The sequence below is a fragment of the Streptococcus sanguinis genome, from assembly GCF_013343115.1.
Lineage (GTDB): Bacteria > Bacillota > Bacilli > Lactobacillales > Streptococcaceae > Streptococcus > Streptococcus sanguinis_H.
The window spans coordinates 1,931,672-1,956,388 of the sequence record NZ_CP054570.1 but is presented as its reverse complement, the minus strand read 5'-3'; the positions used below and the strand labels follow the sequence as shown (position 1 = coordinate 1,956,388).

Annotated in this window: 20 protein-coding genes; 16 read left to right on the top strand and 4 right to left on the bottom strand. The window is 41.1% G+C overall.

Translation table 11 applies throughout. The annotated features are described in order from the left end of the window. The first annotated feature begins 44 nt into the window (after positions 1 to 44). The 15 genes from FOC72_RS09340 (at position 45) to FOC72_RS09270 (ending at position 17,984) form a co-directional block, all read left to right on the top strand. Entirely contained in the window at positions 45 to 368 is a 324-nt protein-coding gene (locus FOC72_RS09340) for a TrbC/VirB2 family protein (protein ID WP_002896820.1), read from the top strand. A 3-nt stretch (positions 369 to 371) separates the two neighbouring features. Continuing rightward, positions 372 to 1,565: a hypothetical protein gene (locus FOC72_RS09335; protein ID WP_002896819.1), complete on the top strand. Its 1,194-nt coding sequence runs from the start codon at positions 372 to 374 to the stop codon at positions 1,563 to 1,565. A gap of 5 nt (positions 1,566 to 1,570) precedes the next feature. Continuing rightward, entirely contained in the window at positions 1,571 to 3,547 is a 1,977-nt protein-coding gene (locus tag FOC72_RS09330) for a pLS20_p028 family conjugation system transmembrane protein (RefSeq protein ID WP_002896818.1), read from the top strand. Between the two features lie 1,356 nt (positions 3,548 to 4,903). After that, on the top strand, positions 4,904 to 5,665 hold the full coding sequence (locus tag FOC72_RS09325; protein ID WP_002896816.1) for a hypothetical protein: 762 nt from the start codon (positions 4,904 to 4,906) through the stop codon (positions 5,663 to 5,665). Between the two features lie 493 nt (positions 5,666 to 6,158). Then, a protein-coding gene (locus FOC72_RS09320) for an IS3 family transposase (protein ID WP_097677709.1) occupies positions 6,159 to 7,510 on the top strand; the annotation gives its coding sequence in 2 pieces (ribosomal slippage) (positions 6,159 to 6,600 and positions 6,600 to 7,510; 1,353 coding nt in all). A 1,356-nt stretch (positions 7,511 to 8,866) separates the two neighbouring features. Further along, positions 8,867 to 9,571 carry a TraC-like domain-containing protein gene (locus FOC72_RS09315; protein WP_002928875.1) on the top strand — a complete coding sequence of 235 codons (705 nt, stop codon included), beginning with the start codon at positions 8,867 to 8,869 and terminating at the stop codon, positions 9,569 to 9,571. 5 nt (positions 9,572 to 9,576) lie between these two features. After that, entirely contained in the window at positions 9,577 to 11,514 is a 1,938-nt protein-coding gene (locus FOC72_RS09310) for a hypothetical protein (RefSeq protein ID WP_002896809.1), read from the top strand. Between the two features lie 8 nt (positions 11,515 to 11,522). Next, on the top strand, positions 11,523 to 12,191 hold the full coding sequence (locus FOC72_RS09305) for a hypothetical protein (RefSeq protein ID WP_002896808.1): 669 nt from the start codon (positions 11,523 to 11,525) through the stop codon (positions 12,189 to 12,191). A gap of 67 nt (positions 12,192 to 12,258) precedes the next feature. Further along, entirely contained in the window at positions 12,259 to 12,594 is a 336-nt protein-coding gene (locus tag FOC72_RS09300) for a hypothetical protein (RefSeq protein ID WP_002896807.1), read from the top strand. A 15-nt stretch (positions 12,595 to 12,609) separates the two neighbouring features. After that, positions 12,610 to 14,049: a glucosaminidase domain-containing protein gene (locus FOC72_RS09295; RefSeq protein WP_002896806.1), complete on the top strand. Its 1,440-nt coding sequence runs from the start codon at positions 12,610 to 12,612 to the stop codon at positions 14,047 to 14,049. 47 nt (positions 14,050 to 14,096) lie between these two features. Then, complete coding sequence (locus FOC72_RS09290; protein WP_238525731.1) at positions 14,097 to 14,675, top strand: hypothetical protein; 579 nt, start codon at positions 14,097 to 14,099, stop codon at positions 14,673 to 14,675. Positions 14,676 to 14,772: 97 nt separating this feature from the next. Continuing rightward, entirely contained in the window at positions 14,773 to 15,198 is a 426-nt protein-coding gene (locus FOC72_RS09285) for a hypothetical protein (protein WP_002896803.1), read from the top strand. Between the two features lie 187 nt (positions 15,199 to 15,385). Continuing rightward, entirely contained in the window at positions 15,386 to 16,309 is a 924-nt protein-coding gene (locus FOC72_RS09280) for an LPXTG cell wall anchor domain-containing protein (RefSeq protein ID WP_002896801.1), read from the top strand. Positions 16,310 to 16,452: 143 nt separating this feature from the next. Then, on the top strand, positions 16,453 to 17,487 hold the full coding sequence (locus FOC72_RS09275; RefSeq protein WP_002896799.1) for a hypothetical protein: 1,035 nt from the start codon (positions 16,453 to 16,455) through the stop codon (positions 17,485 to 17,487). 302 nt (positions 17,488 to 17,789) lie between these two features. Then, positions 17,790 to 17,984 (top strand): hypothetical protein, encoded by a 195-nt coding sequence (locus FOC72_RS09270; RefSeq protein ID WP_002896798.1) that lies wholly within the window; start codon positions 17,790 to 17,792, stop codon positions 17,982 to 17,984. Between the two features lie 142 nt (positions 17,985 to 18,126). Here FOC72_RS09270 and FOC72_RS09265 read toward each other — a convergent pair whose 3' ends face one another. The 4 genes from FOC72_RS09265 to tyrS all read right to left on the bottom strand — a co-directional run bounded on the left by FOC72_RS09265 (position 18,127) and on the right by tyrS (position 21,882). After that, positions 18,127 to 18,705, bottom strand: a complete 579-nt coding sequence (locus FOC72_RS09265) for a hypothetical protein (RefSeq protein WP_002896795.1) — start codon at positions 18,703 to 18,705, stop codon at positions 18,127 to 18,129. Positions 18,706 to 18,761: 56 nt separating this feature from the next. Continuing rightward, positions 18,762 to 18,953, bottom strand: a complete 192-nt coding sequence (locus tag FOC72_RS09260; protein WP_002896794.1) for a helix-turn-helix domain-containing protein — start codon at positions 18,951 to 18,953, stop codon at positions 18,762 to 18,764. A gap of 739 nt (positions 18,954 to 19,692) precedes the next feature. Further along, on the bottom strand, positions 19,693 to 20,532 hold the full coding sequence (locus FOC72_RS09250; protein WP_002896790.1) for a methyltransferase domain-containing protein: 840 nt from the start codon (positions 20,530 to 20,532) through the stop codon (positions 19,693 to 19,695). A 93-nt stretch (positions 20,533 to 20,625) separates the two neighbouring features. Beyond that, the gene (gene tyrS, locus FOC72_RS09245) at positions 20,626 to 21,882 is read right to left on the bottom strand and encodes a tyrosine--tRNA ligase (protein ID WP_032910643.1); all 1,257 of its coding nucleotides are present in this window, start codon (positions 21,880 to 21,882) and stop codon (positions 20,626 to 20,628) included. A gap of 154 nt (positions 21,883 to 22,036) precedes the next feature. Here tyrS and pbp1b point away from each other — a divergent pair, with 154 nt between their 5' ends. Beyond that, positions 22,037 to 24,451, top strand: coding sequence for a penicillin-binding protein PBP1B (pbp1b, locus tag FOC72_RS09240; protein ID WP_002896787.1), 2,415 nt, complete (start codon positions 22,037 to 22,039; stop codon positions 24,449 to 24,451). Positions 24,452 to 24,717 lie beyond the last annotated feature (266 nt).

Below are 24,717 nucleotides of genomic sequence, written 5' to 3'. Positions count from 1 at the left end.
TAGGCTATAATAAAGCATGATAAATAAGAAAAGGAGATACTACCTTGAAAAATCTTAAAGTTAAACAAAAATGGCTAGCAGTGATGACTGTCCTCGCTGCATTTCTGACTTCTAGTCCAGTTTTTGCAGGCGGGAAAAACCCGTTTGATTCAGTCAATCAGGGAGCAGATAAGGCGACGCAAAATTTTACTGCCCTTGGTTTCACTATTGCCGTTGCTATGTTGGTTGTAGCTGGTATTGGTCTGATGTTATCACAAAAGATGCGTGAATGGGCTAAAGGCCACATTGTCTATGTAATCATCGGTGTTGTTGTCATTGTCCTTGCCAGTCAAGCCGTTCCATTTATTCAGCAAATGTTTGGTGGTTAATCTATGGCAGGATTTGGTTTAGGAAAAGGAGGAGTTATCAAAGACTCCTCATTTGTTTATATTGAATGGGAAGGCAAGGACTCTCCCAAGCACAATGCAGCGATTAAGGATTTAATTGAAGATCTGGACGAAGAGCATTTTCTAGACACTGGGACCATGGAGGACAGTCTGCCTTATCTGACTTTTCTTCAGGCGGAGGTTCTTTTTCGTGCCTTGCGGGATCAATTTGGGGATTTTACTTTTGCTAAGGTCTCTCTGGCGAATAACGAAAGCGGCAAGCCCTCTATTGAAGACGAACCCAGTATCAGCCCTTTTCTGATTGATCATACTTATGATAATCTGATGACCAAGCTGATGGAAGCTTCCTTGCGCGATCCCCGTTTCAAAGAATACACTTATGATGACTTGGCTCTTTATTTTACGGATAAAGAAAATGGGATTTTAAGAACATATGCGGAAAGTCTGGGCTTATCTCAGGCGGATCTTCCTTACTTCCCTATTGAGTCAGATGTGCAGGGAGCCCTGCAAAGAGCTAGTTCTAAAAAGATTAGAAATAAAGGAGTATCTGAAATGGGAGAACAAAATCCGCTCTTGAGCAAGATTGCTCTGGGGCTTGGGATAGCAGGTTTGTTGATTGGCCTTGTAGGTGTTGTTATTGGTATCATGGGTAATAACAAGCGAGCAGAGCTAGAGGCTCAGACCGCTTATCTTTATCAAGAGCAGCAAAACATCCAAAAACTTCAAGCAAAAGAGCATGCAGCGGATGTGTTTGGACGTTTCTTTATTCCAAATTACTATTCTGGAAATAAGGAAGCGCTCAATCCTTTCCTCTCTTCTGGAGATGCTAAATATACTCAGCCAGAGCAGGCTCAGGTTATCAGTAATCTGCTGGAAAGTGTCAAATTGGAAAAAGATGGTTCTTTTACCTTGACTTATGTGATTACTTTTTCGACAGCTGAAGGAGTCAATAAAATCAAACGCCTTTCATTTGGTATTAAAGAAGATAGCAAGGCTGAATATGGTTTCTTGATTACTTCTGAACCTGTCACCAGTATCTACATCAGTGAGAAAAAAGCTGATGAAGAAAATTCAGAGAAGCAGTCGGAAGAAGGCGATAAAAAACCTGAAACAGAAGGCAGCTCAGATAAATCCCAGCCGTCTGAATCCAGCCAAGCCTCTTCCGAAGAAGGGAAGTGATATGAGTGGGTACGCGTTACGAAAACCTTCAAGACCTATTTAGTAAGGCTCCTCCTATAAGAGCTGGTGGTGTAGGGGATAAATGGACTTATAATGCCCCGGAGACTCAAGCTGGAGCTAATTTTTATGTACAATGGTCTAATTATTTATCATCTATTCCTCAGGTTTTTGCTTATTTTCTCTACCTTCCAGGTTGGATTACCAAAGCACTGTATTCTATTAGTCTATCCTTAGAAACGATATATAATAATTTATTTAAGTTATTTGGTTTCTTTGATTATCTTGAAAAGAATGATACCTTTATCGGACAGATTTTTGATGGCCTGCAAAAACTTGGGATTGTTGTTTTTGTCTTACTTTTGATTATGTTTGTAACAGCGAATTTTGTTACAGGTCTAGCAAGATATAAAGATATTATTAGCCACTTTCTTTTGGTTACAGCAGTTGTAGGATTACTGCCCCAGGCTATTAAGCAGTTTTCTGGATTCTTGGCTCGTGATGCGCAAACAGTAAGAACAATGTCAGACGATGGGAAATCTGGTTTTACCTCCTTATCCCTAAAGCCTTATGAAAAAAATGTAGTTGATTTATACGTGGTCATCCAGAATAAATTTGATATCAATGTGCTAGGGATGGACAGTAAAGGTTTCTTGAATCCATCAGAGACTAAATTAAATAATTTAAGTGATGATAATTTATTACAGACTGATTTTGCTGCTTGGTATGGAGGAACGGACCAAGAAGTTTTGAAAGAATTTGACAATAACTCAGAACTGAAAGGAGTTGGTCACCTCCTGAGTTCGGTTCTAATATCCAATGAGCCAGATAATGTTCGGATTGCGGAAGTTAAGCCAGGTTTTTGGAGCGATTTAGAGAATGTTTTCTCTGCAGTTTATCTTCGCTATAATGTTAACTGGATTGGACTTATTGTTCAACAGATTATTTTAATAGCCTTGCTCATCAGTATGTCAATTAAATTTGTTCAATCGGTTTTTCAAGTTATTGTGGCTGGTATGATTGCTCCAATCGTTGGCTATACTTCTGTTGAAAACTCAGATAAGTTCAAGGAATTGCTTCAGACCATTTTTGGCACTATTACAGGTATTTTCTTTGAGGTTATCCTACTTCGAGTTGCTATGAGTATTTTAAGAGACTTTCCTACCATATTGGTTAAAGGGATTTCTGGCCTATCTGAAGATGGTTTTAGTACAGGGCTTGGTTATTGGGAAAATATCATGGCTTCTATAATTATTTATGCAGGAGTGTATTTTGCTTTAACTAGTGGTAATAGTGCTGTTGAGCGTTGGTTAGGTGTTTCTCCGTCTCAAGGCGGAGGAAGCAAACTGGCCGGTATGGCCGGCGCTGGTATGGCTGCGGGTGCAGCAGCTTCCCGCTCTGGCATGAAAATGGCTAAAGCAGCCCCTGGTGTGGCTAAGAAGTCTGCTCGTGGCGTTGGAACGGCAGCTCGGAAAGCGGTTGGCGGCGCTAAAGGTGCGGCTCGAGGTGCTGGTGCAGCAGTCAAAGGAATTGGAGCTGGAGCTGCTCGAACTGTTGGCGGCACTAAGGGTGCTATGGAAGGCATTAAGCAGGCTGGCGGGGTTGGTAAGGCAGCAGCCAATCTAGGTTCTCATGCTAAAGCAGGTATTGATAGTGCTTATGATAGCGCCAAGAACTCTGTTAAAGGCACGGCAGAAGGAGTTAAGAATTCTGTTAAAAATGTTGGCAGTGCTGCTAGAGAAAACTATAATGCTGGAAGAACAGCGGTTTCTAATACTTTAGCTTCTGGAGCCAACTCGAAGGCAGGAACTAAAAGTGAAGCATCAGGTGTCGGAAATGCTGCGACAAATGCGAATAAGCCGAATCAAGCTAAGCAGGGAATTGGTGGAGCATCTGGCTCGCAGATTTCTAATAATACCAATAATAAACCGTCCAGTTCTTCAAACAACGGCGGTATCAATAAGAATGATTCTGGGAAAAAATAATGTAAAAACGGAAAGAAACTTACCTTTCCGTTTTTTCAGTCTTGACAATCATTTGAGATATAGTATAATGAACTTGTATAAATTATTTATTGCTTTTCAGTTGGGTATGAGGCCTGTCGGCTTCATTCTATCTTTAAGAACTGACTTTCTACTCTTTACTGAGACTTAGACTGCTTAAGAGATAGTGCCAAAATACAGAAAAACAATCTACGAAGCTATGGGATTGGTATTTTGAAAGATTTTGTGTGACAGCTTAGACATTTATGACTATCGGTAATATTATGACTTTTCGGGCTATGGCTTGAAGAACACTAAGAAAGATTTTTTCAAAACTGACTACATAGGATGTTTTGTTATTAGAATCGCTTTTTGGTGTGCTTTGAACTTGTTTGAAGGGTCTTTTTTGCTGAACAAATGAATGTCGAATCAGAAGGTATTTCCAGTTGGAAAAAATTCTGATTTCACAGGTGTTCAAATGGCAAGCTACGAGTGTGGCTTTTTTTGTTTGGACAGACTTATGAACGCATCAATAAAGGAGGTGATCTTATGTATCGAAAAGATTGTGAGCTCAATCTAAAACAAGCTCCCTTTCGAGTATTGATTTAGAGTCCTGATGGACTAGGAATCAATGCATCTTTAACGAAAGGGGGGATATAAATGATGGATCCTATTCGGGAAATCATTCTTCATGTTGTCAAGTCAGTTCTGTCATATATTTTTTATAAATGTATTGACTGCTGGTTTGATACTATCAGAAGTCGTAAGAACAGCGCGAAAAAACCACGCCGGTTCCCGACACGCCGCAGAAAGAAATAATTCTGCGCCCCTGTGTTCAATATATAGAGAACGTAAAAAAGCCCTTATCTATTGCAGTAGATAAGGGCTTTGGGGTAATAAGCAAATGCCTAGAACCTATTCGGGACTTCAGTATACCCTATTTTTTCAATTTTGTCAATGGGGATCAACTTAAAGAAAGGTCTTTTTCAGTGTTCTTTATCTTACTTTGAAAGTTTTTTGCTGGTTTGATACTATCAAAAGTCGTAAGAGCAGCGCGAAGAAACCACGCCGGTTCCCGACACGCCGCAGAAAGAAATAGTTCTGCCGCCCCTGTGTTCAATATCTAGAGAATGTAAAAAGGCCCTTATCTATTGCCGTAGATAAGGGCCTTGGGGGCAATAAGCAAATGCTTAGAACCAGTTTTGGAACATTTATTATACCTTAATTTTTCTATTTTATCAACCTGTTTTTTATACCTGAGATGGACTGGTTCTGAAGTTTAGGAGAACTTTTTATCATAGATTGTTTTTTTCTGAAATTGCGTTATAATATAGTAAATAAAGAAAGTAAAGGTGTCGTATGATGAAGAAAAAACCTATTCTCTTGCTTTTAGCAGCTTCCGTAGTTTTCCTTCTGTTTTTATCAGCCTGCAGCTCCAATAAGGGAGGCGATACTAATGGTTCCAGTTCCGAAGTGCAAAAAACGAAAGAGGGAATTTATGAGCATCTAAAAAATGCAAAGAATGAAATTTGGTATGTAACTAAGGAAGTATCAAAAACCTCTTATCCTTCTTATATCTATATCTTCAACAAGGGAGAAGTCAAAGGTTATAATTTATTTGATGCTAATATAGAAGGGAAATCTTTCGGAGATTTAGCGCAGATGTCCGATAAGGAAATTATTGATTACTATGAAAGTCAGGAAGGGGCAGCTTTAAAAGGTCTCTCTGAGCAGGCAGATTCGTTTTATGCGAGTATCAATCAAAATGAGGTGTCTAAGGCAACATCTGAAGCGTATAAAAAATACGCAGACGGGAATGGCGAGCTTCCTGCTGTTAAGTACACGGTTAAGCTAGTGACAGATGAAAGTGGGACTGGTGTCGAAAGTGAGAATATCGATATCAATCTCTTGGGTGTCGGGCAACATGCATCAAGAGTTGGAGAATTTCCACATTATACTGCTGTCTTGAAGCATGTAACAAGCACTACTAAGATTTTTGATAGCACCTATAATGGTTTTGAAACAGAGGATGCTGCGAAACCTTTATTTGTTACTCGTAGTAAAAAGCAGTTTGACTTAGATACTACTAAAACAAATGCTAAGGGACTGGAAATAGAATAAAAATGGAAACGGAAAGAAACTTACCTTTCCGTTTTTACTGTCTTGACAATCATTTGAGATGTAGTATAATGAACATGTATAAATTATTTATTACTTTTCAGTTGGGTATGAGGCCTGTCGGCTTCATTCTATCTTTAAGAACTGACTTTCTAATCTTTACTGAGACTTAGACTGCTTAAGAGATAGTGCCAAAATACAGAAAAACAATCTACGAAGCTAAGGGATTGGTATTTTGAAAGATTTTATGTAACAGCTTAGACATTTATGACTATCGGTAATATTATGACTTTTCGGGCTATGGCTTGAAGAACACTAAGAAAGATTTTCTCAAAACTGACTACATAGGATGTTTTGTTAGTAGAATCGGTTTTTGGTGTGCTTTGAACTTGTTTGAGAGGTCTTTTTTGCTGAACAAATGAATGTCGAATCAGAAGGTATTGAACCGCACCCCAAAAGTTAGACAGAAAAAATCTAACTTTTGGGGTGTTTTTAAATGAAATTAACTTATGAGGATAAAGTTCGAATCTATGAACTAAGAAAACAAGGAATCAGCTTAAAGCGACTTTCAGATAAATATGGAATGAACCTTTCAAATCTTAAGTACTTAGTCCGATTGATTGATCGCTACGGAATAGAAAATGTCAAAAAAGGGAAAAACCGTTATTACTCTCCTGAATTAAAACAAGAAATTATCAATAAGGTTTTGATTGAAGGTCGTTCGCAACTAAGCGTATCTCTGGATTATGCTCTCCCAAGTAGTGGATTACTTCCAAATTGGCTGGCACAATACAAGAAAAACGGGTATACTATTGTTGAGAAAACAAGAGGAAGGCCAGCTAGGATGGGACGTAAACGGAAGAAAACTTGGGAAGAAATGACAGAATTAGAGCGACTTCAAGAGGAGAATGAGCGTCTACGTACCGAGGTGGCCTACCTAAAAAAGTTAAAAGAGCTAGAAGACAGGGACGAAGCCTTAGAGAGAGAAAGGCAGAGACAGTTAGAGAAATGGTTTCAGGAGGATTTCGATTAGATTTACTTCTTGAAACGGCACATTTAGCTCGCTCAACTTACTACTATCACTTAAAACAGCTAGATCAACCAGATAAGAATCAAGAACTTAAAGCTGAAATTCAGTCAATTTATAGTGAGCATAAAGGAAATTATGGCTATCGGAGAGTTACTCTTGAACTAAGAAATCGTAGCTTCGTAGTCAATCATAAAAAGGTCCAACGGCTGATGAAAGTCCTTGGCTTAGCGGCTCGAATTCGTCGGAAACGGAAGTATTCTTCCTACCAAGGAGCGATTGGCAAGAAAGCAGAGAATCTCATTCAACGCCAGTTTGAAGCATCCAAGCCAATGGAAAAATGCTATACGGATGTGACAGAGTTTGCCATTCCAGCAAGCAGTCAAAAACTCTATCTATCGCCAGTTTTAGATGGTTTTAACAGCGAAATTATTGCTTTTAATCTTTCTTGTTCGCCTAATTTAGAACAAGTAAAAACGATGTTGGAACAGGCATTCACAGAGAAACACTACGAGAATACGATTCTCCATAGCGATCAAGGCTGGCAATACCAACATGATTCTTATCATCGGTTTCTAGAGAGTAAGGGAATTCAGCCATCCATGTCACGCAAGGGTAACAGCCCAGACAACGGCATGATGGAGTCCTTCTTTGGCATTCTTAAGTCTGAGATGTTTTACGGTTATGAGAAGACGTTTCAGTCACTTAAACAACTGGAACAAGCTATTGTGGACTATATTGATTACTATAACAACAAACGAATTAAGGTTAAACTAAAAGGACTTAGTCCTGTGCAATACAGAACTAAATCCTTTCAATAATTAATTGTCTAACTTTTTGGGGTCAGTACAGTATTTCCAGTTGGAAAAAATTCTGATTTCACAGGTGTTCAAATGGCAAGCTACGAGTGTGGCTTTTTTTGTTTGGACAGACTTATGAACGCATCAATAAAGGAGGTGATCTTATGTATCGAAAAGATTGTGAGCTCAATCTAAAACAAGCTCCCTTTCGAGTATTGATTTAGAGTCCTGATGGACTAGGAATCAATGCATCTTTAACGAAAGGGGGTAGTGTAATGGTAAGTCAATTCTGGGATATCATTCTTTATGTTGTCAAATCAGTCCTAGCATATATTTGTTATAAATGTATTGACTGCTGGTTTGAGACTATTAGAGGTCGTAAGAACAGCGCGAAGAAACCGCGCCGGTTCCCGACACGCCGCAGAAGGAAATAGTTCTGCCGCCCATGTGTTCAATATATAGAGAACGTAAAAAGCCCTTATCTATTGCCGTAGATAAGGGCTTTGGGGTAATAAGCAATGGCTTAAAACCAATTCTGGAGCTCTTATTATATCCTATTTTTTCAATTTTGTCAATGGGGATCAACTTAAAGAAAGGTCTTTTTCAGTTTTCTTTATCTTGCTTTGAAAGTTTTTTGCTGGTTTGATACTATCAAAAGTCGTAAGAGCAGCGCGAAGAAACCACGCCGGTTCCCGACACGCCGCAGAAAGAAATAGTTCTGCCGCCCCTGTGTTCAATGTATAGAGAACGTAAAAAAGCCCTTATCTACTGCAGTAGATAAGGGCTTTAGGGGTAATAAGCAAATGCTTAGACCCAATTCAAGAACCTTTATTATACCCTAATTTTTCTATTTTATCAACCTGTTTTTTATACCAAATACAGAAATTTTTAGGCTATTTGGATTATGTTCCCGCTAGAAAAGGCAGGAACTTTGATAACCAATTGAGCAAGATATAGCCGAACAGTAGTCCCGAGGTGATGAAACCTAGGAAAATCGCAAAGGTGTAGGAGGCTAGCTGAAAGCGAGGATTTTTTAAATCGTTCCAAGTGACTCCAAAACTTCCACCAAGACCGCCGCAGATGGATGTTAGTGTGAGAATGAGAATACGTTTAAGTTTGGAGTGAGCTAGACTAGAATAGCTGAAAGCGACAGGAATTTGCCAAAGCAGCCAGACTAGTAGAGTTAGAAAGGGATGTTGTTGGATAAAACTGGAAATCAATAAACTGCCTCTTAGGTTATATTTCTTCCTATTTTATCCCAAGAAAGGGCAAAAATCAATCTAAAACAAGGGCTTCTGCTTTATCATAAAGCCTTATGAGATTTTGATAAAGTATAATGTTTTTATAATACTTAAAATAGAGAAAAGGATAGGATTTATGGCTCTAAAAAAACCAAGTTCTTCCAAAAAAATGGGAAAAAAGAAAAAACAAGAAACAACCGGAAACGGTAATAGTCGGCTTGGGAAGATTGCGGAAAATCAATTTTCTTATGATACAAAGGAGTTTGAAAATCGCGATTTTCTTTCTACGGTCGAATTGCTGGACACTAAGGCGATCTTAAACAACGTCAAGGGACAGCCGATTGCTTTGGAAAATGGCTATTCAGGCTATCTGCAAATCATGGAAGTGAGAGGGAAAGATTTGAATTCTCTTTCGGACAATGAGCGGCAGCGAACCATTCAGAACTTCAGGAAATGGAACTCTGAGATCACCTTTGACTATATGTTTGAGTCTACAACTCTACCGACAGATACTTCCGAACAGATTATTGAGTCTAGACGGATTTTAAATGAAGTTCGGCGAGAAATGAGCAAGACCGGAATCAGTGAAAACCGAATGGAGCAGCTGAAGGATCGGGAAAGTATTCTCATGCAGAATATTCTGTCGGAAGAAGCTGTCGAGCAGGAGTTATACAATGCAGAATTTTTAATCTGGCTTTACGGAGACACTATTGAAGACTTGCATAGGCAGGTGCGTAAGGCTCAGACTAGCGGAAATGGGGATTTTGTTCCAGTTATTGTTTCGGCTAGCAAAAAAGAGCAGATTCTTAAGCAGTACAACAATCAAAATGAAAAGGTGTAGTAGAGATGTTTTTAAAGAAACGAAAAGTTAAAAAGTTGATAGCTAGAGGCTATGACTTGCCCTTCATCAGCCGGATTCAGCCTCAGGGGAATATTGACTTTAAATCCGATGACCGCTATTGGAAGTCAGGAGATGGTTATCATGCAACCTTGTTTGTAACGGGATATCCTACAGGTGGCCTGAATGACTACTGGGGTACGGAACTGATGCAGGTACAGGGAACTAGAGCCTTTATGCATGTCACTCACTTAGATAATAAGCTGGTGCAGGAAAAGGCCTCCAAGGCTGTCGAAGAAAAGAGTTCACGGATTGATGAAAATCAAAAAGCTACTAAGAATCAGGCCGAACTGGATGAAGTGCAGGATTTGATGTTGCTGGAACAGGATATTCGCCACAATAACTCGGGCGTTAAGGGTATTTGGACCCGTATCTATGCTTCGGGGAATACTGAAAAAGAGCTGTTTGAAAAAATGTCTGAGATTAAAAATGGGGCGCCGAAATTTTCCATGACGTCCTTTATCGGTGAGCAGGACATTGAGTATCATTCACCTTTTGTTCCACCTTTGCGTCAGAAGGATTTGCCCAATCACCGTCAACCCCAGCCGGTGCCGGTACGGGATTTGTCTGGTGGTTATTGGTTTAATCACACCAAGCTGGCAGATCCGCATGGAACTTACTTTGGCTACACGCCAACCAGCGGTGCAGTCAACCTAGACTTCCTGCAGAATGATGATATTCGGACTCGGCCTTTTATGTTTGTAGCCGGCGCTCCTAAAATGTATCAAAAGAAGTTCGTCCTTAAGCACACGGATTCCCTCTATGCCCGAGGACACAAGATTATCAATATTGACTTGGATGGAACTTTTCATGATTTGACAAAGTTTCAATATGGGAAAGTGCTTAGTATGTCTGGTGGGGCTAATAAAATCAATATCATGCAGGTTCTCCCAACCATGACCAAAGAAAATGGAGTTGAAGTCGATGAAATCGGCTCCTTCCGTCTACATGTGGCTAAGCTAAAAAGTATTGCTCAGGTACTGAACCAAGAGATTACTTCTGACGATCTGTTGCGCTTAGAAGATTTGATTACAGATTTTTATGTATCTATTGGCTTATGGCAGCACAATGCAGAGAAAAATGCCGAAAAGATTCATATCACAACGATTGTTAATGATGAGCATCCTCGTCTGTCCCAGTTTTGTTCGTTTTTGGAACAGCGTTATCGGGCAGCAGGAAAGGCCGGAAATGATCATGATACGAGATCAGTAGGACGTATTTCCAAAACTTTCAGCTCTCTCAATAAAAACTACGGTCCAATCTTTGATGTCTACACCAACTTTGAAGACTTGTCAGAGGAGCAAGTGGTGACGATTGATCTGTCGGAGCTGACTAAGACACCTATGCTGCTTAATCTTCAGCTGACCCAGGTTTTGTCTCTGATTTCTTCTTATGTGGTTAATAACGGGAAAATTCAGCGGCAGAAGCGCAAGCAAAATCTGTCCCTGACTCATGATCAGTTGACTCACTATGTGATTAATATTTCTTCAGCACAGATGGTTTTGGATATCCGCTATTCTCAGTCAGTAACTTTCCTGGCTGATATGATTGAGGAAATGGGGACAAACTATGCAGGAGTTGTACTGGAAATGTCCTCCCTGCAGAATGTTTTAGTTGCCAGCGGAAATACAACCCTAGATATTTACGCATCATCCATCAGGCGGATTTTCTCCCTGATGCAGTATCGTGTCTTTGCTAATACAGATGAGACTACAGTCCACCTACTGGCGGACGCTCTGAGAGAGTCCATGACAGAGTCTGAGCTGGAAACTTTGCCTAACCTAGTTCAGGGGCAGCTCTTTCTCAATATCGCTGGGCATGGGAATGTTGTCTTTAACCAAGAATTTTTAGGGAATGAACTAGAAAGATACGCCAGTGTAGATTAGGAGATGATATGCTTGTTTTACGGTTTAACAACTGGTTTTACTCAACCAAAACCTTAAAAACCTTCTTTTGGCTGCGTTGGATTGCAACAGTAGCTTTTGGTGCCGCTTTTTTGCTCGGCTTTGGTCTGAACTTAGCTTATTTGATGGCGCTATCTGGAGGTCGCTTGGTGACGATGACTTTTTCTGTCTCCTTAATTGTTGGAGCAGTTGTTCTTTGCTTTCTCCTTGCTCAGGGAAAGTATCAGGCCATTGTTCCAGTTTTGCTGCTGACCTTTCTTCCTTCTACGCTCTTGACAGAGTTTGGGGTGACCGCGGATTTATATTTGCTCTTGTTGCTGTTTATCTGTTATTTAGAGTCTGTTCATCGCCGGTTTGTGGTTAGTGTAATAGCTAAGCTGAGTAAGGAATTTTCTCCTATATATAGCAAACGTCTGAATAATAAGAAGCAATATCGGGCTTATCGTCATGCCTATATGGTGCTGGAACTGTTGAATCCTGATGATTTTCGGCTGACCAAGGAAGTGACTAAGACAGTATCAGACAAAGTCACAGGGTTGAATGAAAAAGAAATCACCAGAACCTTCAAAATCAAGGGTGTATGGGGCTCGACAACTATTACTGATGAGCTCTACACTAGTCCCCAAAAAGGCCGTTTTTCTGTCAGACGAAAAATTTAATGCGTAAAATCAATATAGAAAGGACTTCAGGCAGAAAGGGAACTTCCTCTGCCTGAGGAAAATGTAAATGGTAAAGTACAGACTTGTCCGGCCAGATGTAAAAAAAGCTGAAAGGCATGAGGAGAGGGAGGCAGAGTCTTCGCATTCTACAAAAAGACGTATCCGAGGCCCCATTTCTCTCTATAAGGATACCGTGGAATCCTATCGTGCCAAAAAGGAATCTGTCAGCAATTATTACCAAAACATGGTAGATGAGCAAAAAACCTACTATGATCATGGTGATGACTGGCAGATTCAGGAGCAGTACAAAAGAGACCGTGAATTTATCAAAAAGCTTTTAAAATACGGTCTGGTTGTAGCTGTCCTCGTCGTATTGTACTGGCTTTTACGAACTTTTTTTTGAAAGGTGTAGAGAAGTATGGTATCAGAAACAGCCAAGAAAGCAGCTAAGAAAGCAGTGAAGGGTGCGGTTAAAAAGGCTATCTTTTTAAAAGTCTTTCTTTGGATTGGAATTCCTGTTCTGCTTATCTTGCTGATCATGTTTCTATTGGCAGCTATCCTGATGGGAGGAGGAGCTGAAAGTAGCGGCGGATCCAGTGATTGTAATCCAAGTGGTCAAACCTCTCCCAATACAACAGAAGAGACAACATCGGCCAATAGCTCTATAGAAGAATTTGTCAAACAGCACGAGAAGGCTTATTTAGACTCCTGGAAAGTAGGTGGCTTTTTGCCGTCCGCCTCTATCGTACAGACCCAGATTGAGACCTCTTTTGACCAGAGCGTCCCATCTTTTGGTAAGGCTCATAATATGGGTGGGGTCAAATGGAATAAAAGGTCAGATTTTACTCAGACTATTTCTTTATATGGAAATAGCTCCGTAGCTGAGAGCGGACCAGGTACAAATGTTGGAGATGGGACTGGAGGAGAATATGCATTCTTCTCAACCTTTGATTCAGGTATTGTCGGCAAGGCAGAGTTTATGAAAAATCAGACTCTCTATAAGGGGGCTATTAACAATACAGACGGAATCAGTACGCTTAGTGCCATTGCAGATGGTGGTTGGGCAACAGATCCATCCTACAAGACTAAGTTGCACGACCTTTACAACAGCTTGGGCTCCAAGTTTAAGTGGCTAGATGAGAAGGCCATCTCCCAGTATGGCTCTAGCCCTGTAACATTAACTTCTTCTGGCGGTGATTCTTCGGGCAGTGAAACGGATAGCGGTTCCCCTTCATCCAGCGGACCCAAGAAAAAAGGTTGTAAAGATGGTAGTTCGACTGGGACCAATGGTGATGCTGTTGATGGTTCAGGCAAGGTGCCAGAGGATATAACTGCTGCAATCTATACTCCAAGTACTCTTCCAGCCAGTTTAAATCCTTATCTTTTAGATCCAAGAGCTTTTGGTATGGAATATGGTGGCAGTGGAGCTAACTGGGAACACCCTGATGAGTTCTTTCTGGCTGGTCAGTGTGTTAATCTGACTATCAGCTTTGGGAATATTTTGTGGGGCCATAAGGGAGTTGTCATTGGGGACGGGATTGATCAAGCGGATGCCTGGGCAAGGATCTTTGGGAATTCTACAAAGAAAGCACCCAAAAAAGGAGCTATCTTTTCCTGTCTAAGTGACAGCGGAAATCCTGCAGGACATACGGGGATTGTCTGTCATGTCTTTGAGGACGGCAGTATCCTGACCTGTGAGCAGAATAGTCCAGTTAGTGGTACAAATGCAGGTAAACCCTTTACTTGGCACTACTGTGTGATTAGGCCGGCTGAGCAGGCAAAGCAACAGTATAAGTTTGCTTATCCAGATGATAGAGAGCCTAATCTAGGCGGTAATAAAACGGGAGCGAGTAGCTAGCCAGACGAAAAGAGGTAATGATGAATCCGAGAAAGAAAAGAAAATTAATGTTCACCTTAATTTGCTTAGGTACGGTGCTCTTCATAGCCATGCTTGTAACGGTGTTTTTAAATAGGCAGGCTAGGAAGAAGGCAAGAGAAGCGGAGATTTCTCAGACGAGCTCTACAGATGGGTCTTCTGAAAGCTATTCATCTCAGTCGTACCGTGAACCAACACCTAACGAGAAAAATTATCAGCATGCGCGTGCAACCCTAGAGAGACCAGAGAGCGTGGTGACTGAAGAGAAAAAAAATAAAGTGGCTGAAGCTTTAAAGATAGCGGTCGAGGATATCAAAAAGCATCCTGATACAGCAAATATCTCTGGGAATATGGATAATCGTTTAGCCTCTACTTCTAGCCCCATGGTCCTAACGTTTGCTATGGCCATAAATTTAGCTGGTTATAACATAGATGAAAGTAAAACAGAGGTTTTTAAGTCCTACAGTGATGATGTGCTTCAGTTCCTCTGTGTCATGACCAAGGAAGGGAAGGAAAATTCCTATTTTGTCGGTAACTACAATGACTATACCGGCCAGCTTCAGATTGCTTCCTACCACGGTGGCAATATCAGAGTTCGGGGAGACTGACTTTATTCATTACTATTGCTGTATATTCTCACTGCAACTGGTGAAATAAATCGGTTTAGGTTATACTAGAAGACAGAAAAGCAAAAGGTGAGGTTGTATGCATAGTCATTTAAATACAATAGAATTGGATCATCTAATTGAGCAATGCCAAAGTGGTGAGCTGAATGCAGTGGATTTGGATCCTCTCTTGGTCTACGAGATGGAACTCAGAATTAATGAACGCTTAGCAGAAGATCAGGAGCCTTTGATGTTTACTTTTCACGAAGTTGCCTATAACGGCTTTGTTCCGAAGGCTCACTCTGTTTGGGTTCGCGACCGTGATTATGTTAGGTTGTTTGGCTTTCTCTTTTTCACTGTAGCTTTGATTCTTTTATTGCTTTGGATTTTTTCTGGTGGAAGCTTATTCAGTGGTAAAAATTTTCAATCTATCCTAAACTTACTCTTCCTTTCTATTGTAACTTTTCTCATGCTCCTCTTAGTTTCCAACAAACCAGAGGATGATTTAGAAAAAGAAAATAAGTAAGCACTGCTAATTTTAGCGGTGCTTTTATAATTATTCGCATCTTATTTTATTGCTTGGTTCCAACAATCCAGAGTGAAAGTGGTTGCGAAAGGTCACAGAAAAATAGTAAAACTTTTTACGATAAACAGAAAAACGCTTACTCCTGAGCTATAATAGGAATAGCAAATAATTGAAAGGACATTCTGTTATGAAAAAGAATAAAATAATCCTTCTATCAGCCTCTGTTCTACTTGCAGCATCTATTGGTGCTAATCTTGTCCATGCTGATGATCCGAATCCAGTGATCCCACCGAGCGATGAACGCCCAGTTCAGCCGACTCCGCCAGTAGATAACAACGGCAATAATAACCAACCGACCCCACCACCTGCTGATAATAATGGCGGTAATGATAACGGTGGCAACAATGGCGGCGGTAATAATCAGCCGACCCCACCAAGCGATGATGGGAATCCAGTTCAACCCACTCCACCAGTAGATAACAACGGCAATAACAACCAACCGACCCCACCACCTGCTGATAATAATGGCGGTAATGATAACGGTGGCAACAATGGCGGTAATGGCGGTAATAACAACGGCGGCGGTAATAATCAGCCGACCCCGCCAAGCGATGATGGGAACCCAATCCAACCGACTCCACCGGTAGATAACAACGGCAATAACAACCAACCGGCCCCACCGCCTGCTGATAACGGCGGCAACAATGGCGGCGGTAATAATCAGCCGACTCCACCGAGTGATGATGGGGGTCCTATCCAGCCGAACCGTCCTGGTCAGCCGAAACAACCAGATCCCAAGCCAGCGGTACCAGATCCATCTGACCAGCAACCTGCGCCAAAAGCTCCTTCCAAACCGAAAGCTAGCCAGAAGCCTGCTGATCAGGTAGCGAAAGGAAATGGAGCAGAGCCAAATGCTGCTGATCCAACCATTTCTGTGCAAGGTTCAGCGGAGAATTCGAACAATAAGGCGAAGGAGAACAAGCCTGTTGCTACTCCAGCTGCCCCAGTCCTTCCTGCCACTGGAACGAACCAAAGTTTTCTTGCTTTAATAGGTACTGTCATGCTATCGGTATTAGCCCTTGTTGGGTTCAAACGTAAAAAAACTGAGTGATTTCTCAACATAACCTTCTAAGTTTAAAAGTCTGATTTGTATTCAGACTTTTTCTTTTTTCTCTCTTTATGATAAAGCTCTATAGGTAATATTTCCTGTATAATTTTAAGTAAGAAATATTATAAAAAGGAGGTGAAAAAGGATTGTCCAATATCCTAAGTAAACATAGAATCAAACAAACCGAAACCGGAAAGTATGTGGCCATTGTTCCGTCCTGTTTTAGTAAAGATTATTACCAAAGCTTTTATATGAGACGACTCCACCCTAGTCGTTCCTTTCCTTTTCGCTTAAACGGTCTTTATGAAATTAGTTACCAGAATGAAGCGGATTTTCTTCTGGTAGGACGAGAACTGTCCCAACTGGAGAAAGACATTCTAGTCTTTATTGCTCGTTTTCGCAATGTCCAGAAACTTCATATCCAAAAAGAGATGGGAAGCAATGTCTCGGGGAAGCGTATTGAAAAGGCGGTTCAAAAACTATGCCAGTATTTTTTGATTGAGACTTGGGAATTTCCGCGACAGGACAAGCCTGAAGTTAGTGCAGCTGCTTACTCTATCAGCCAAAATGGCTATCGCTTGCTGTGCTATTTTCAATTAATCGAGCAGCAGGAGTATTATAAGCAGGAAAATTTATTTGAAGATGATCTTTATCAGCCTCTTCGCTTTTGGAAAATCGTAGATACCTATCAGATTTTCAAATTATCAGCTCATTACAAAGGTTTCTTGCCTCAGAAAATGTTGGCTCCCCAGCCCTATACCATTAAACAGACCAAAAAGAAAACAAATTCGTTGGGAGAAGAGAAGAAGACCCAGACAGAAAGACAGATTTTTTTGCGTCAGGCTCTTTTGCAAGGAGAGTTGCTCTTTGAAAATCCTAGATTGCAATATGTCTTTGACCTCTACCCTCTCGTGACGGAAACAGACTTGGAGGAACTTCTGCTGATTTTACAACATTGGTCTGTTTTAGAGGATCCCTATCGCTATTTGGTTTTGATTGTGGATTCTTGGGATCGTGTAGAGGAAGTTAGTCACAAGTATGACTTATCTGCTTATGAAGCTAATATCCTATTTTTTGATTTGGACAGCGCGCAGCATGAGGATTTACAGAGCTCTCTCTATCAGTTTGATGCAGATAGCAGAAGTTATTCTCTTCTGCCCTTTAAATTACGCATCCAGTAAAGTGCTGGACAGCATTAGGCAATGACTTTTTAGAGCTATGTTATAAGACTGGACTGAATAAAATTTAACAAAAAAGTTTTTGGTTAAATTTATAGAATTTTTTAAGAATTGTGGTATACTCTTAAAGTAGAAATTCCACCTTTTTTGACGACAATTCTTGCTCCTTAAAACTCCTACCGAGATATGATTCGAGACTCAATAAGCGGTTTCGGATAATGGACGCAAGAAGATAAATTGGTGTTCTGACAGGCAGAGTACAAAACCTAGACGAGATGATAGAAATAAAAGAGGAGTCAAAATGAATGAAGCAAAAACCCGATGATAAGAAATATTTAGTCATCCATGGAGAAAAACTAATACAGGAAATAGCTCAAGACTTCCCAGTTGTAATCCAAGAGTATGACGGGACCAAGGTTGGTTTGGTGGAAATTGATAATCCAGAACAGCTTCCAGAAAAATTAAAGGCATTATTTGAAGACGGTATTGAAATATTATAAAATCAGGCACTGAAATGAATCAGTGCCTGATTTTATATATCTAAAACGAAAGGAAATCGCGGGTAAGATGAGGCAATCAAGTCAGCTAAACTACAAAGGTCAGTCGAGCATAAAGCAGGACTGACACAGTCTTGTCAAAATCTTACTCATAGACAAAAGTTAGGGGCTCTTGAGTTTTCATATCAATGTATTGTCCTTTGTAGTACATGACATTGGCTTTTCTCAGCCAAGAGGTAATCTTGTCACGGACATTGAACTCAATGCCCAACTCAGCTTCAACTTTTTTAATTTGCTTCTGTTGCATCTCTCTTGAGAAGAATCGGGCCAAGATATCTGTATCGATGAGATGCTCAGCAATGATGATAGCAGGATCCTTCAAATAATTAATAAAATTTTGATAAGTCAAACTTTTTAAGAAGTCATTACATTTATCAATAAAGCGCTTGGTCATTAGGCCCTCTTCGAATTGAAGCAGAGGGAAGTAAAGAAGGCGATAGTAGGTTTCAAAGATTTCGTCAACTTCTTCTTCACTGAATTCTTTGGATAGGGACTTACTAATGGGACGCTGTCCACCATAGACATTGATGCCGATTTCTAGGCACATGTTATAGGGGCTATAGCCCAGCAACATGCAGTTGATAATTTCTTGATTTTGCTCATCTTTGCTCTGTTTCCTAAAGTATTTCAGCTTATCTTCCAAAAATATAATCTTAATTTCCATGAAACGTTGCTCCTCTGTAAATCAGTTAACGGTCCTAAAATAAAGTTGATTTAAAATCAATCAATTTTCAAGAGCTCGTCTGTGTTTACGTTAAAAATTTTCGCAAGTTTGATTAGTTTATCGCCTCTGATGTTCAGTTGATTACGCTCCATATGAGAAACGGTCATTTGAGAAACACCTAGTAATTTTGCTAGTTGAGCTTGTGTCATTTTATTATTGCGCGCCCGCAATTCTGCTATCGTTACCATAGAAGACTCCTCAAATTTTATGACTAAAATTATATACTCTTTTTTTTATTTTATCAATAGAATTGTTGATTTAAAATCAATTCTTTTAAAATATAGTTTTTTTAAATAAGCTATAAAGGCGGTTTCATAGGCTTTGTAGATATTATTACATTTTCTTTACATTTTCGCTGATTTATTCTCTCCTTGCTAGTATAATCTATTTGAAAAAGATAGATTTTTTAGGAGACTAATCAATGGCAACGGTAGGGGAAAGAATAAAAAAGCTGCGGATTGCTCAAGGATTTACTCAAGCGCGCCTAGCATAGATTTTACATGTTAGTAAGGCTGCAGTCTGCAAGTGGGAAAGCAATACTAATCTTCCTAAGGTTATGGAGCTCAAGAATATGAATAGTCCTTTTCATGTTTCAGCGGATTATCTTTTAGGACTTGCTAATCGTTCGGCGATAGAGCAGCTAGGCAGCGAAAAAAAGCTTAAAGCTATGGCGGGCTATTTGCATTAATTAGAATCTCCAGAAAGGAAACAGGCCTGCATAGATTTTGTTATCAGTCAGTTCAATGAACAGGAAGCTGTAAAAATAGAGGCTGAAAAAATTCAGCGGGCCTTGGATGAGCCTGCTGAAGCGGTTCTTGATATGAATATTATTGTGGATTCCAGCTTAGATTTTCAGGGTATGGACAAAAGTTGACAGTAAATTATAGCGTTTGGGTCTAAAAATAGAGAATTCGGTAGAGATAGGAATTACACTCTTCTTTTAGCGAGGAGAATTTTGGCGGCGATAGTAACTTGATTGAGATTCGACCAGTCTATTTTGTTCTGATAGACATGAAAGAGTAAAGGAGTCATTTTGAGAATGGCTTCTTTTGTTTTAGGGGTTAAGGAGACGAGAGCTTGTGTATCCTTTTCATGGATAATCTGGAAGTTCTCCTCCAGATGTTGGATGACCTGCTGATTAGAATAATCTTTTTGACGGAGCTGGTCAGCTACTTTAGCTCGAATTTCTTTCAGATGATTCTTTGTTGGGATGACTTTAATGATAAGTCCCTCTTTTTTCAATACTCGTTGAAATTCATGGTAATTAGCTGGTGAGAAGATGTCCAGCAAGACATCCATGCTTTGATCCTGAACGGGTAAGTGTGCCAAATCCCCGACGAACCATTTTACAGCCAGGCTCTGATCACTTTTTGCAGCTAACTGGATGGAATCTTTGGATAAATCAAAAGCGTAAATTTCTTTGTTGGGGAATTTTTCCTGAATTTTTCGAGCATAGTAGCCCTCTCCGCAAGCGACGTCTAGAATGGTCTGTTCTTCAGGCAGGGTCTGCAGCAGATCCTGCAACTCATCTAGGATATGCTGATAAAAGCCGGCTTCCAAGATGACTTTTCTATTTTGAAAGCTCGTTTTGTCATAGTCTCTAGCTTGTTTGACCTGGGGAGCTAGATTGACATAACCGAATTTGGCGATGTCGTAGGAATGGCGATTAAGACACTTGAGGCTGCTTTCTTCCATAGCCAAGCTTTGCTGGCAAAGTGGGCAGGCCAGAGCCGAAGCTTGGGCAAAGCGGGCGAGTTTTGGTTTCATGAGAACTCTCTTTCTATCTGTTTTTATAAAGTTGAATGTCCTTTCCTTCGTAAGACATAGAAAAATCCGATTCAGGTAATCGGATTTTTATCTTTAGTAGGTAAGGACAAAGTATTTCTTTTTACCACGGCGGATAACTGTCAGCTCGTCTTCCAGTTTATCTGAGTCGCTGAGAACATAGTCTAAATCTTGGATGCGCTCGCCATTGAGGTAGATAGCACCGTTTTGGACGTCCTCGCGAGCTTGACGTTTGGAGTTTACCACACCGGCTGTCACAAGCAGTTCTACAATATTGAGGTTGTCTTCTGCTTGGACCTGATAGTTAGGCACACCGCGCAAACCTTGTTTGAGTTCCTTGACAGATAGGTTCTTGATATTTCCGGCAAAGAGCTGCTCAGTGATGTTGAGGGCTTCCTGATATGCTTCTTGACCGTGAACCAGACTGACCACTTCGCGAGCCAGGACTTTCTGAGCCAAGCGTTCGTGTGGTGCTGATTCAAACTGCTGACGAATCTCTTCGATTTCATCCAAGGACAGGAAGGTGAAGATTTTCAGGAAGCGGATAGCGTCTGCGTCCATGACATTCATCCAGAATTGATACATTTCGTAAGGAGAAGTCTTATCAGGATTGAGCCAAACAGCATTACCTTCTGACTTACCAAATTTTTTGCCAGTAGCGTCGGTAATGAGCGGAACGGTTATCACATGGCCAGTCTTGTCAGCCTTGCGGCGCAGGAGCTCTGTACCTGCTGTCATATTGCCCCACTGGTCAGAACCACCGATTTGCAGGGTTACGCCGTGGTTTTGATTGAGGGTATAAAAGTCATATCCTTGCATGATCTGGTAGGCGAATTCTGTATAGGAAATCCCTGTCTCAATCCGGCTCTTGACAGAATCTTTACTCATCATGTAGTTGACAGTGAAGTATTTACCAACATCGCGCAGGAAGTCGATAAAGCTGATGCTGCTGAACCAGTCATAGTTATTGACCATTTCGGCCTTATTATCACCTTTTTCAAAGTCCAGAAAACGAGAAAGCTGATCTTGGATGGATTTTACCCAGCCTTCTACTGTTTCCTTGGTTTGGAGACTGCGCTCTGCATCCTTAAAGGATGGATCGCCAATCAATCCAGTTGCTCCACCGACCAGAGCGTAGGGTTTATGGCCAGCTAGTTGCAGGCGGCGGCTGGTCAGAATGGCTACCAAGTGGCCTAGGTGTAAGCTGTCAGCGGTTGGATCGTATCCGGTATAATAAGAGACTTGTCCTTCTTCTAAGGCCTTGCGTAAAGCTGCTTCATCAGTGGTTTGGAATACCAAGCCACGTTCTTTTAGCTCATCAAAAATGTGCATCATGTCTCTCCTATTCTAAAAGCCAAGAAATTGGCTTATCTATATTTTAAATTTATGTTACTCTATTGTATCATAAAGCTTTTAAATAGCAATGATTCCTTGAAATAAATCATAGATATTTGGTATAATGGGAAGATAACAAGGAGAATCGAACTTGGAACAATTAATAGAAAAATTAAAAGAGTTCTGGGGAAAAGCCCAGCAGTTTATCAAAAAAATACATCTTCCAGAATGGAGCAAGAAAATCGGCAGTGGTAACAACGGCTGGTCTATCAGTGATGTTTTTGCTGTTTTCTTACGGACTTTTAAACTTCTGATGAATATGGCTTTTGTGTTTATCTTCTTTGGTGCCGTCATCGGTGCTGGGATTGGGATAGGCTATGCAGCTAGTCTTTTCAGTAAGGTGGAAGTGCCCAAGCAGGAAGAGTTGGTCAAGCAGGTGAATAATATCTCTGGTATTTCTAAGCTTACCTATGCTGATGGCAGCTTGATTGCAGAAGTGGACAATGATTTGCTCCGCATTCCGGTTAAGAGTGACGACATCTCTGAAAATGTAAAAAAAGCCGTTATCGCAACAGAGGATGAGAACTTTGAAACGCATAACGGAGTGGTGCCCAAGGCTGTGCTTCGGGCTACGCTCGGGTCAGTTGTTGGAGTTGGCTCGTCTAGCGGTGGATCAACCATTACCCAGCAATTGATCAAACAGCAGGTGGTGGGCGATGCGCCGACCTTCAAGCGGAAAGCAGCGGAGATTGTTGATGCGCTGGCTTTGGAGCGCTACATGTCCAAGGATGATATTTTGACCACCTACTTGAACGTTTCGCCGTTCGGGCGCAACAATAAGGGGCAGAATATCGCTGGTGTGGAAGAAGCTGCTCAAGGGATTTTTGGTGTTTCTGCTAAGGATTTGACAGTGCCCCAATCTGCTTTTATTGCTGGCTTGCCACAGAGTCCGATTGTTTATTCGCCTTATGCTGCGGATGGCAGTCTCAAGAGTGCAGGGGATATGGCTCTGGGCTTGGAACGTGCCAAAGATGTGCTCTATAATATGTATCGGACGGGCCATCTAAGCGAAAAAGAGTACAAGGAGTACAAGGACTACGACCTGACCAAGGATTTCAAGCCATCTGAAAGCTCGGAAAAATCTTCGCATGGCTACCTTTATTACACAGCGGTCGAAGAAGCCCAGCAGACCATGTACGAGTACTTGATTCAGCGGGACAATGTTTCTCAGCAAGAGCTGAAAAACAATGACACTGTCAAAGCCTACAAAGAATTGGCTGCTAAAGAACTGAGTGATGGCGGCTATACTGTCACCACCACGATTAACAAGAACATCCACACCGCTATGCAAAATGCAGTAGCCAACTATGGCGGCATCTTGGATGACGGAACTGGTGCAGTTGAAGTAGGAAATGTCCTCTTGGATAATAAAACCGGTGCTGTGATTGGCTTTGTCGGAGGCAGAGACTATGCTTCCAATCAGAACAATCACGCCTTTGATACGGAACGCTCACCGGGTTCGACCATTAAGCCGATTCTTGCTTATGGGATTGCTATTGACCAAGGTCTGATGGGCAGCGCCAGCGTTCTTTCTAACTATCCGACTAATTTTTCAAGCGGCGATCCAATCATGCACGTGGACAGCCGTGGTACAGCCATGATGGACCTGCAAGAAGCTCTCAATACTTCTTGGAATATCCCTGCTTATTGGACTTACCGCGGATTACGCGAAAAAGGTGTCAATGTCCGTGGCTATATGGAAAAAATGGGCTATTACATTGATGACTACAGCATTGAGAGTCTGCCTATGGGCGGGGGAATTGAAGTATCTGTAGCTCAGCATACCAATGGTTTCCAAACCTTGGCTAATAATGGAACCTACCAGAAAAAATATATGGTTGAAAAAATCACAGACCGAGATGGCAAGGTGATTTACCAGCATAAGGCCAATCCTGTTCAGATTTACAGTCCAGCAGCGGCTACGATTATGCAGGAGCTCATGCGGGGAGTTATCAATTCTGGGGCTACTACGACCTACAAATCCAGAATCAGTCAGGTCAATGGAACCTTGGCTGGAGCCGATTGGATTGGTAAAACTGGAACGACCAACACCAACGGTGATATGTGGCTGATGCTTTCTACTCCTAAGATGACTTTGGGAGGCTGGATTGGTCATGATGATAATAGCTCTATGGCGGCGTTGACTGGTTATAATAATAATGCCTCCTACATGGCCTATATGGCAGATGCTATCTATCAGGCAGATCCAAATGCCTGGGGTGTTGGTGATAAGTTCACTCTTGATCCGAGTGTGATTAAGTCTGATGTACTCAAGTCCACAGGAGAAAAGCCAGGTACAGTAACGGTAAACGGCCGCTCTGTTAATCTCAGCGGTCCGACAGTGCCTAGCTATTGGGCTAAAAACGGTGCTCCGACCACGACCTATCGCTTTGGTATTGGGGCATCAGATGCGGATTATCAGAAGGCTTGGTCAGCTATACTGGGCGGTTCTACCTCTAATTCTAATTCCAACTCCAATTCCAACAATAACCGGCAGGGGAACTAGCGCATCAAGAACAGTTTTAACTTTTCAGAAAGCGGATGAAATCCTTGCAATTTCTAGCTAAATAAGGTATAATGATAACAATAATTTGTCGTGTGCTTTATTTGAAATATTGTCCAAATAGAAGCTTACAGCAGTTAAATCAAACTTGAATAAGTCAGATTTAGCTGCTCTTTTTGTGCCTATTTTTAGGAAAAACGGGTTATGTAATCATAATTTAATTTTTCTGAAAATTAAACAAAAGGGACTGATTGTGGCTGTTTTGCAGC

Bases quoted from the DNA above. Each gene is read 5' to 3' on its own strand.
- FOC72_RS09335 (WP_002896819.1), top strand. From the start codon at position 372: ATGGCAGGATTTGGTTTAGGAAAAGGAGGAGTTATCAAAGACTCCTCA.
- FOC72_RS09325 (WP_002896816.1), top strand. From the start codon at position 4,904: ATGATGAAGAAAAAACCTATTCTCTTGCTTTTAGCAGCTTCCGTAGTT.
- FOC72_RS09315 (WP_002928875.1), top strand. From the start codon at position 8,867: ATGGCTCTAAAAAAACCAAGTTCTTCCAAAAAAATGGGAAAAAAGAAA.
- FOC72_RS09310 (WP_002896809.1), top strand. From the start codon at position 9,577: ATGTTTTTAAAGAAACGAAAAGTTAAAAAGTTGATAGCTAGAGGCTAT.
- FOC72_RS09305 (WP_002896808.1), top strand. From the start codon at position 11,523: ATGCTTGTTTTACGGTTTAACAACTGGTTTTACTCAACCAAAACCTTA.
- FOC72_RS09300 (WP_002896807.1), top strand. From the start codon at position 12,259: ATGGTAAAGTACAGACTTGTCCGGCCAGATGTAAAAAAAGCTGAAAGG.
- FOC72_RS09295 (WP_002896806.1), top strand. From the start codon at position 12,610: ATGGTATCAGAAACAGCCAAGAAAGCAGCTAAGAAAGCAGTGAAGGGT.
- FOC72_RS09290 (WP_238525731.1), top strand. From the start codon at position 14,097: ATGTTCACCTTAATTTGCTTAGGTACGGTGCTCTTCATAGCCATGCTT.
- FOC72_RS09285 (WP_002896803.1), top strand. From the start codon at position 14,773: ATGCATAGTCATTTAAATACAATAGAATTGGATCATCTAATTGAGCAA.
- FOC72_RS09280 (WP_002896801.1), top strand. From the start codon at position 15,386: ATGAAAAAGAATAAAATAATCCTTCTATCAGCCTCTGTTCTACTTGCA.
- FOC72_RS09270 (WP_002896798.1), top strand. From the start codon at position 17,790: ATGAAGCAAAAACCCGATGATAAGAAATATTTAGTCATCCATGGAGAA.
- FOC72_RS09265 (WP_002896795.1), bottom strand. From the start codon at position 18,705: ATGGAAATTAAGATTATATTTTTGGAAGATAAGCTGAAATACTTTAGG.
- FOC72_RS09260 (WP_002896794.1), bottom strand. From the start codon at position 18,953: ATGGTAACGATAGCAGAATTGCGGGCGCGCAATAATAAAATGACACAA.
- FOC72_RS09250 (WP_002896790.1), bottom strand. From the start codon at position 20,532: ATGAAACCAAAACTCGCCCGCTTTGCCCAAGCTTCGGCTCTGGCCTGC.
- tyrS (WP_032910643.1), bottom strand. From the start codon at position 21,882: ATGCACATTTTTGATGAGCTAAAAGAACGTGGCTTGGTATTCCAAACC.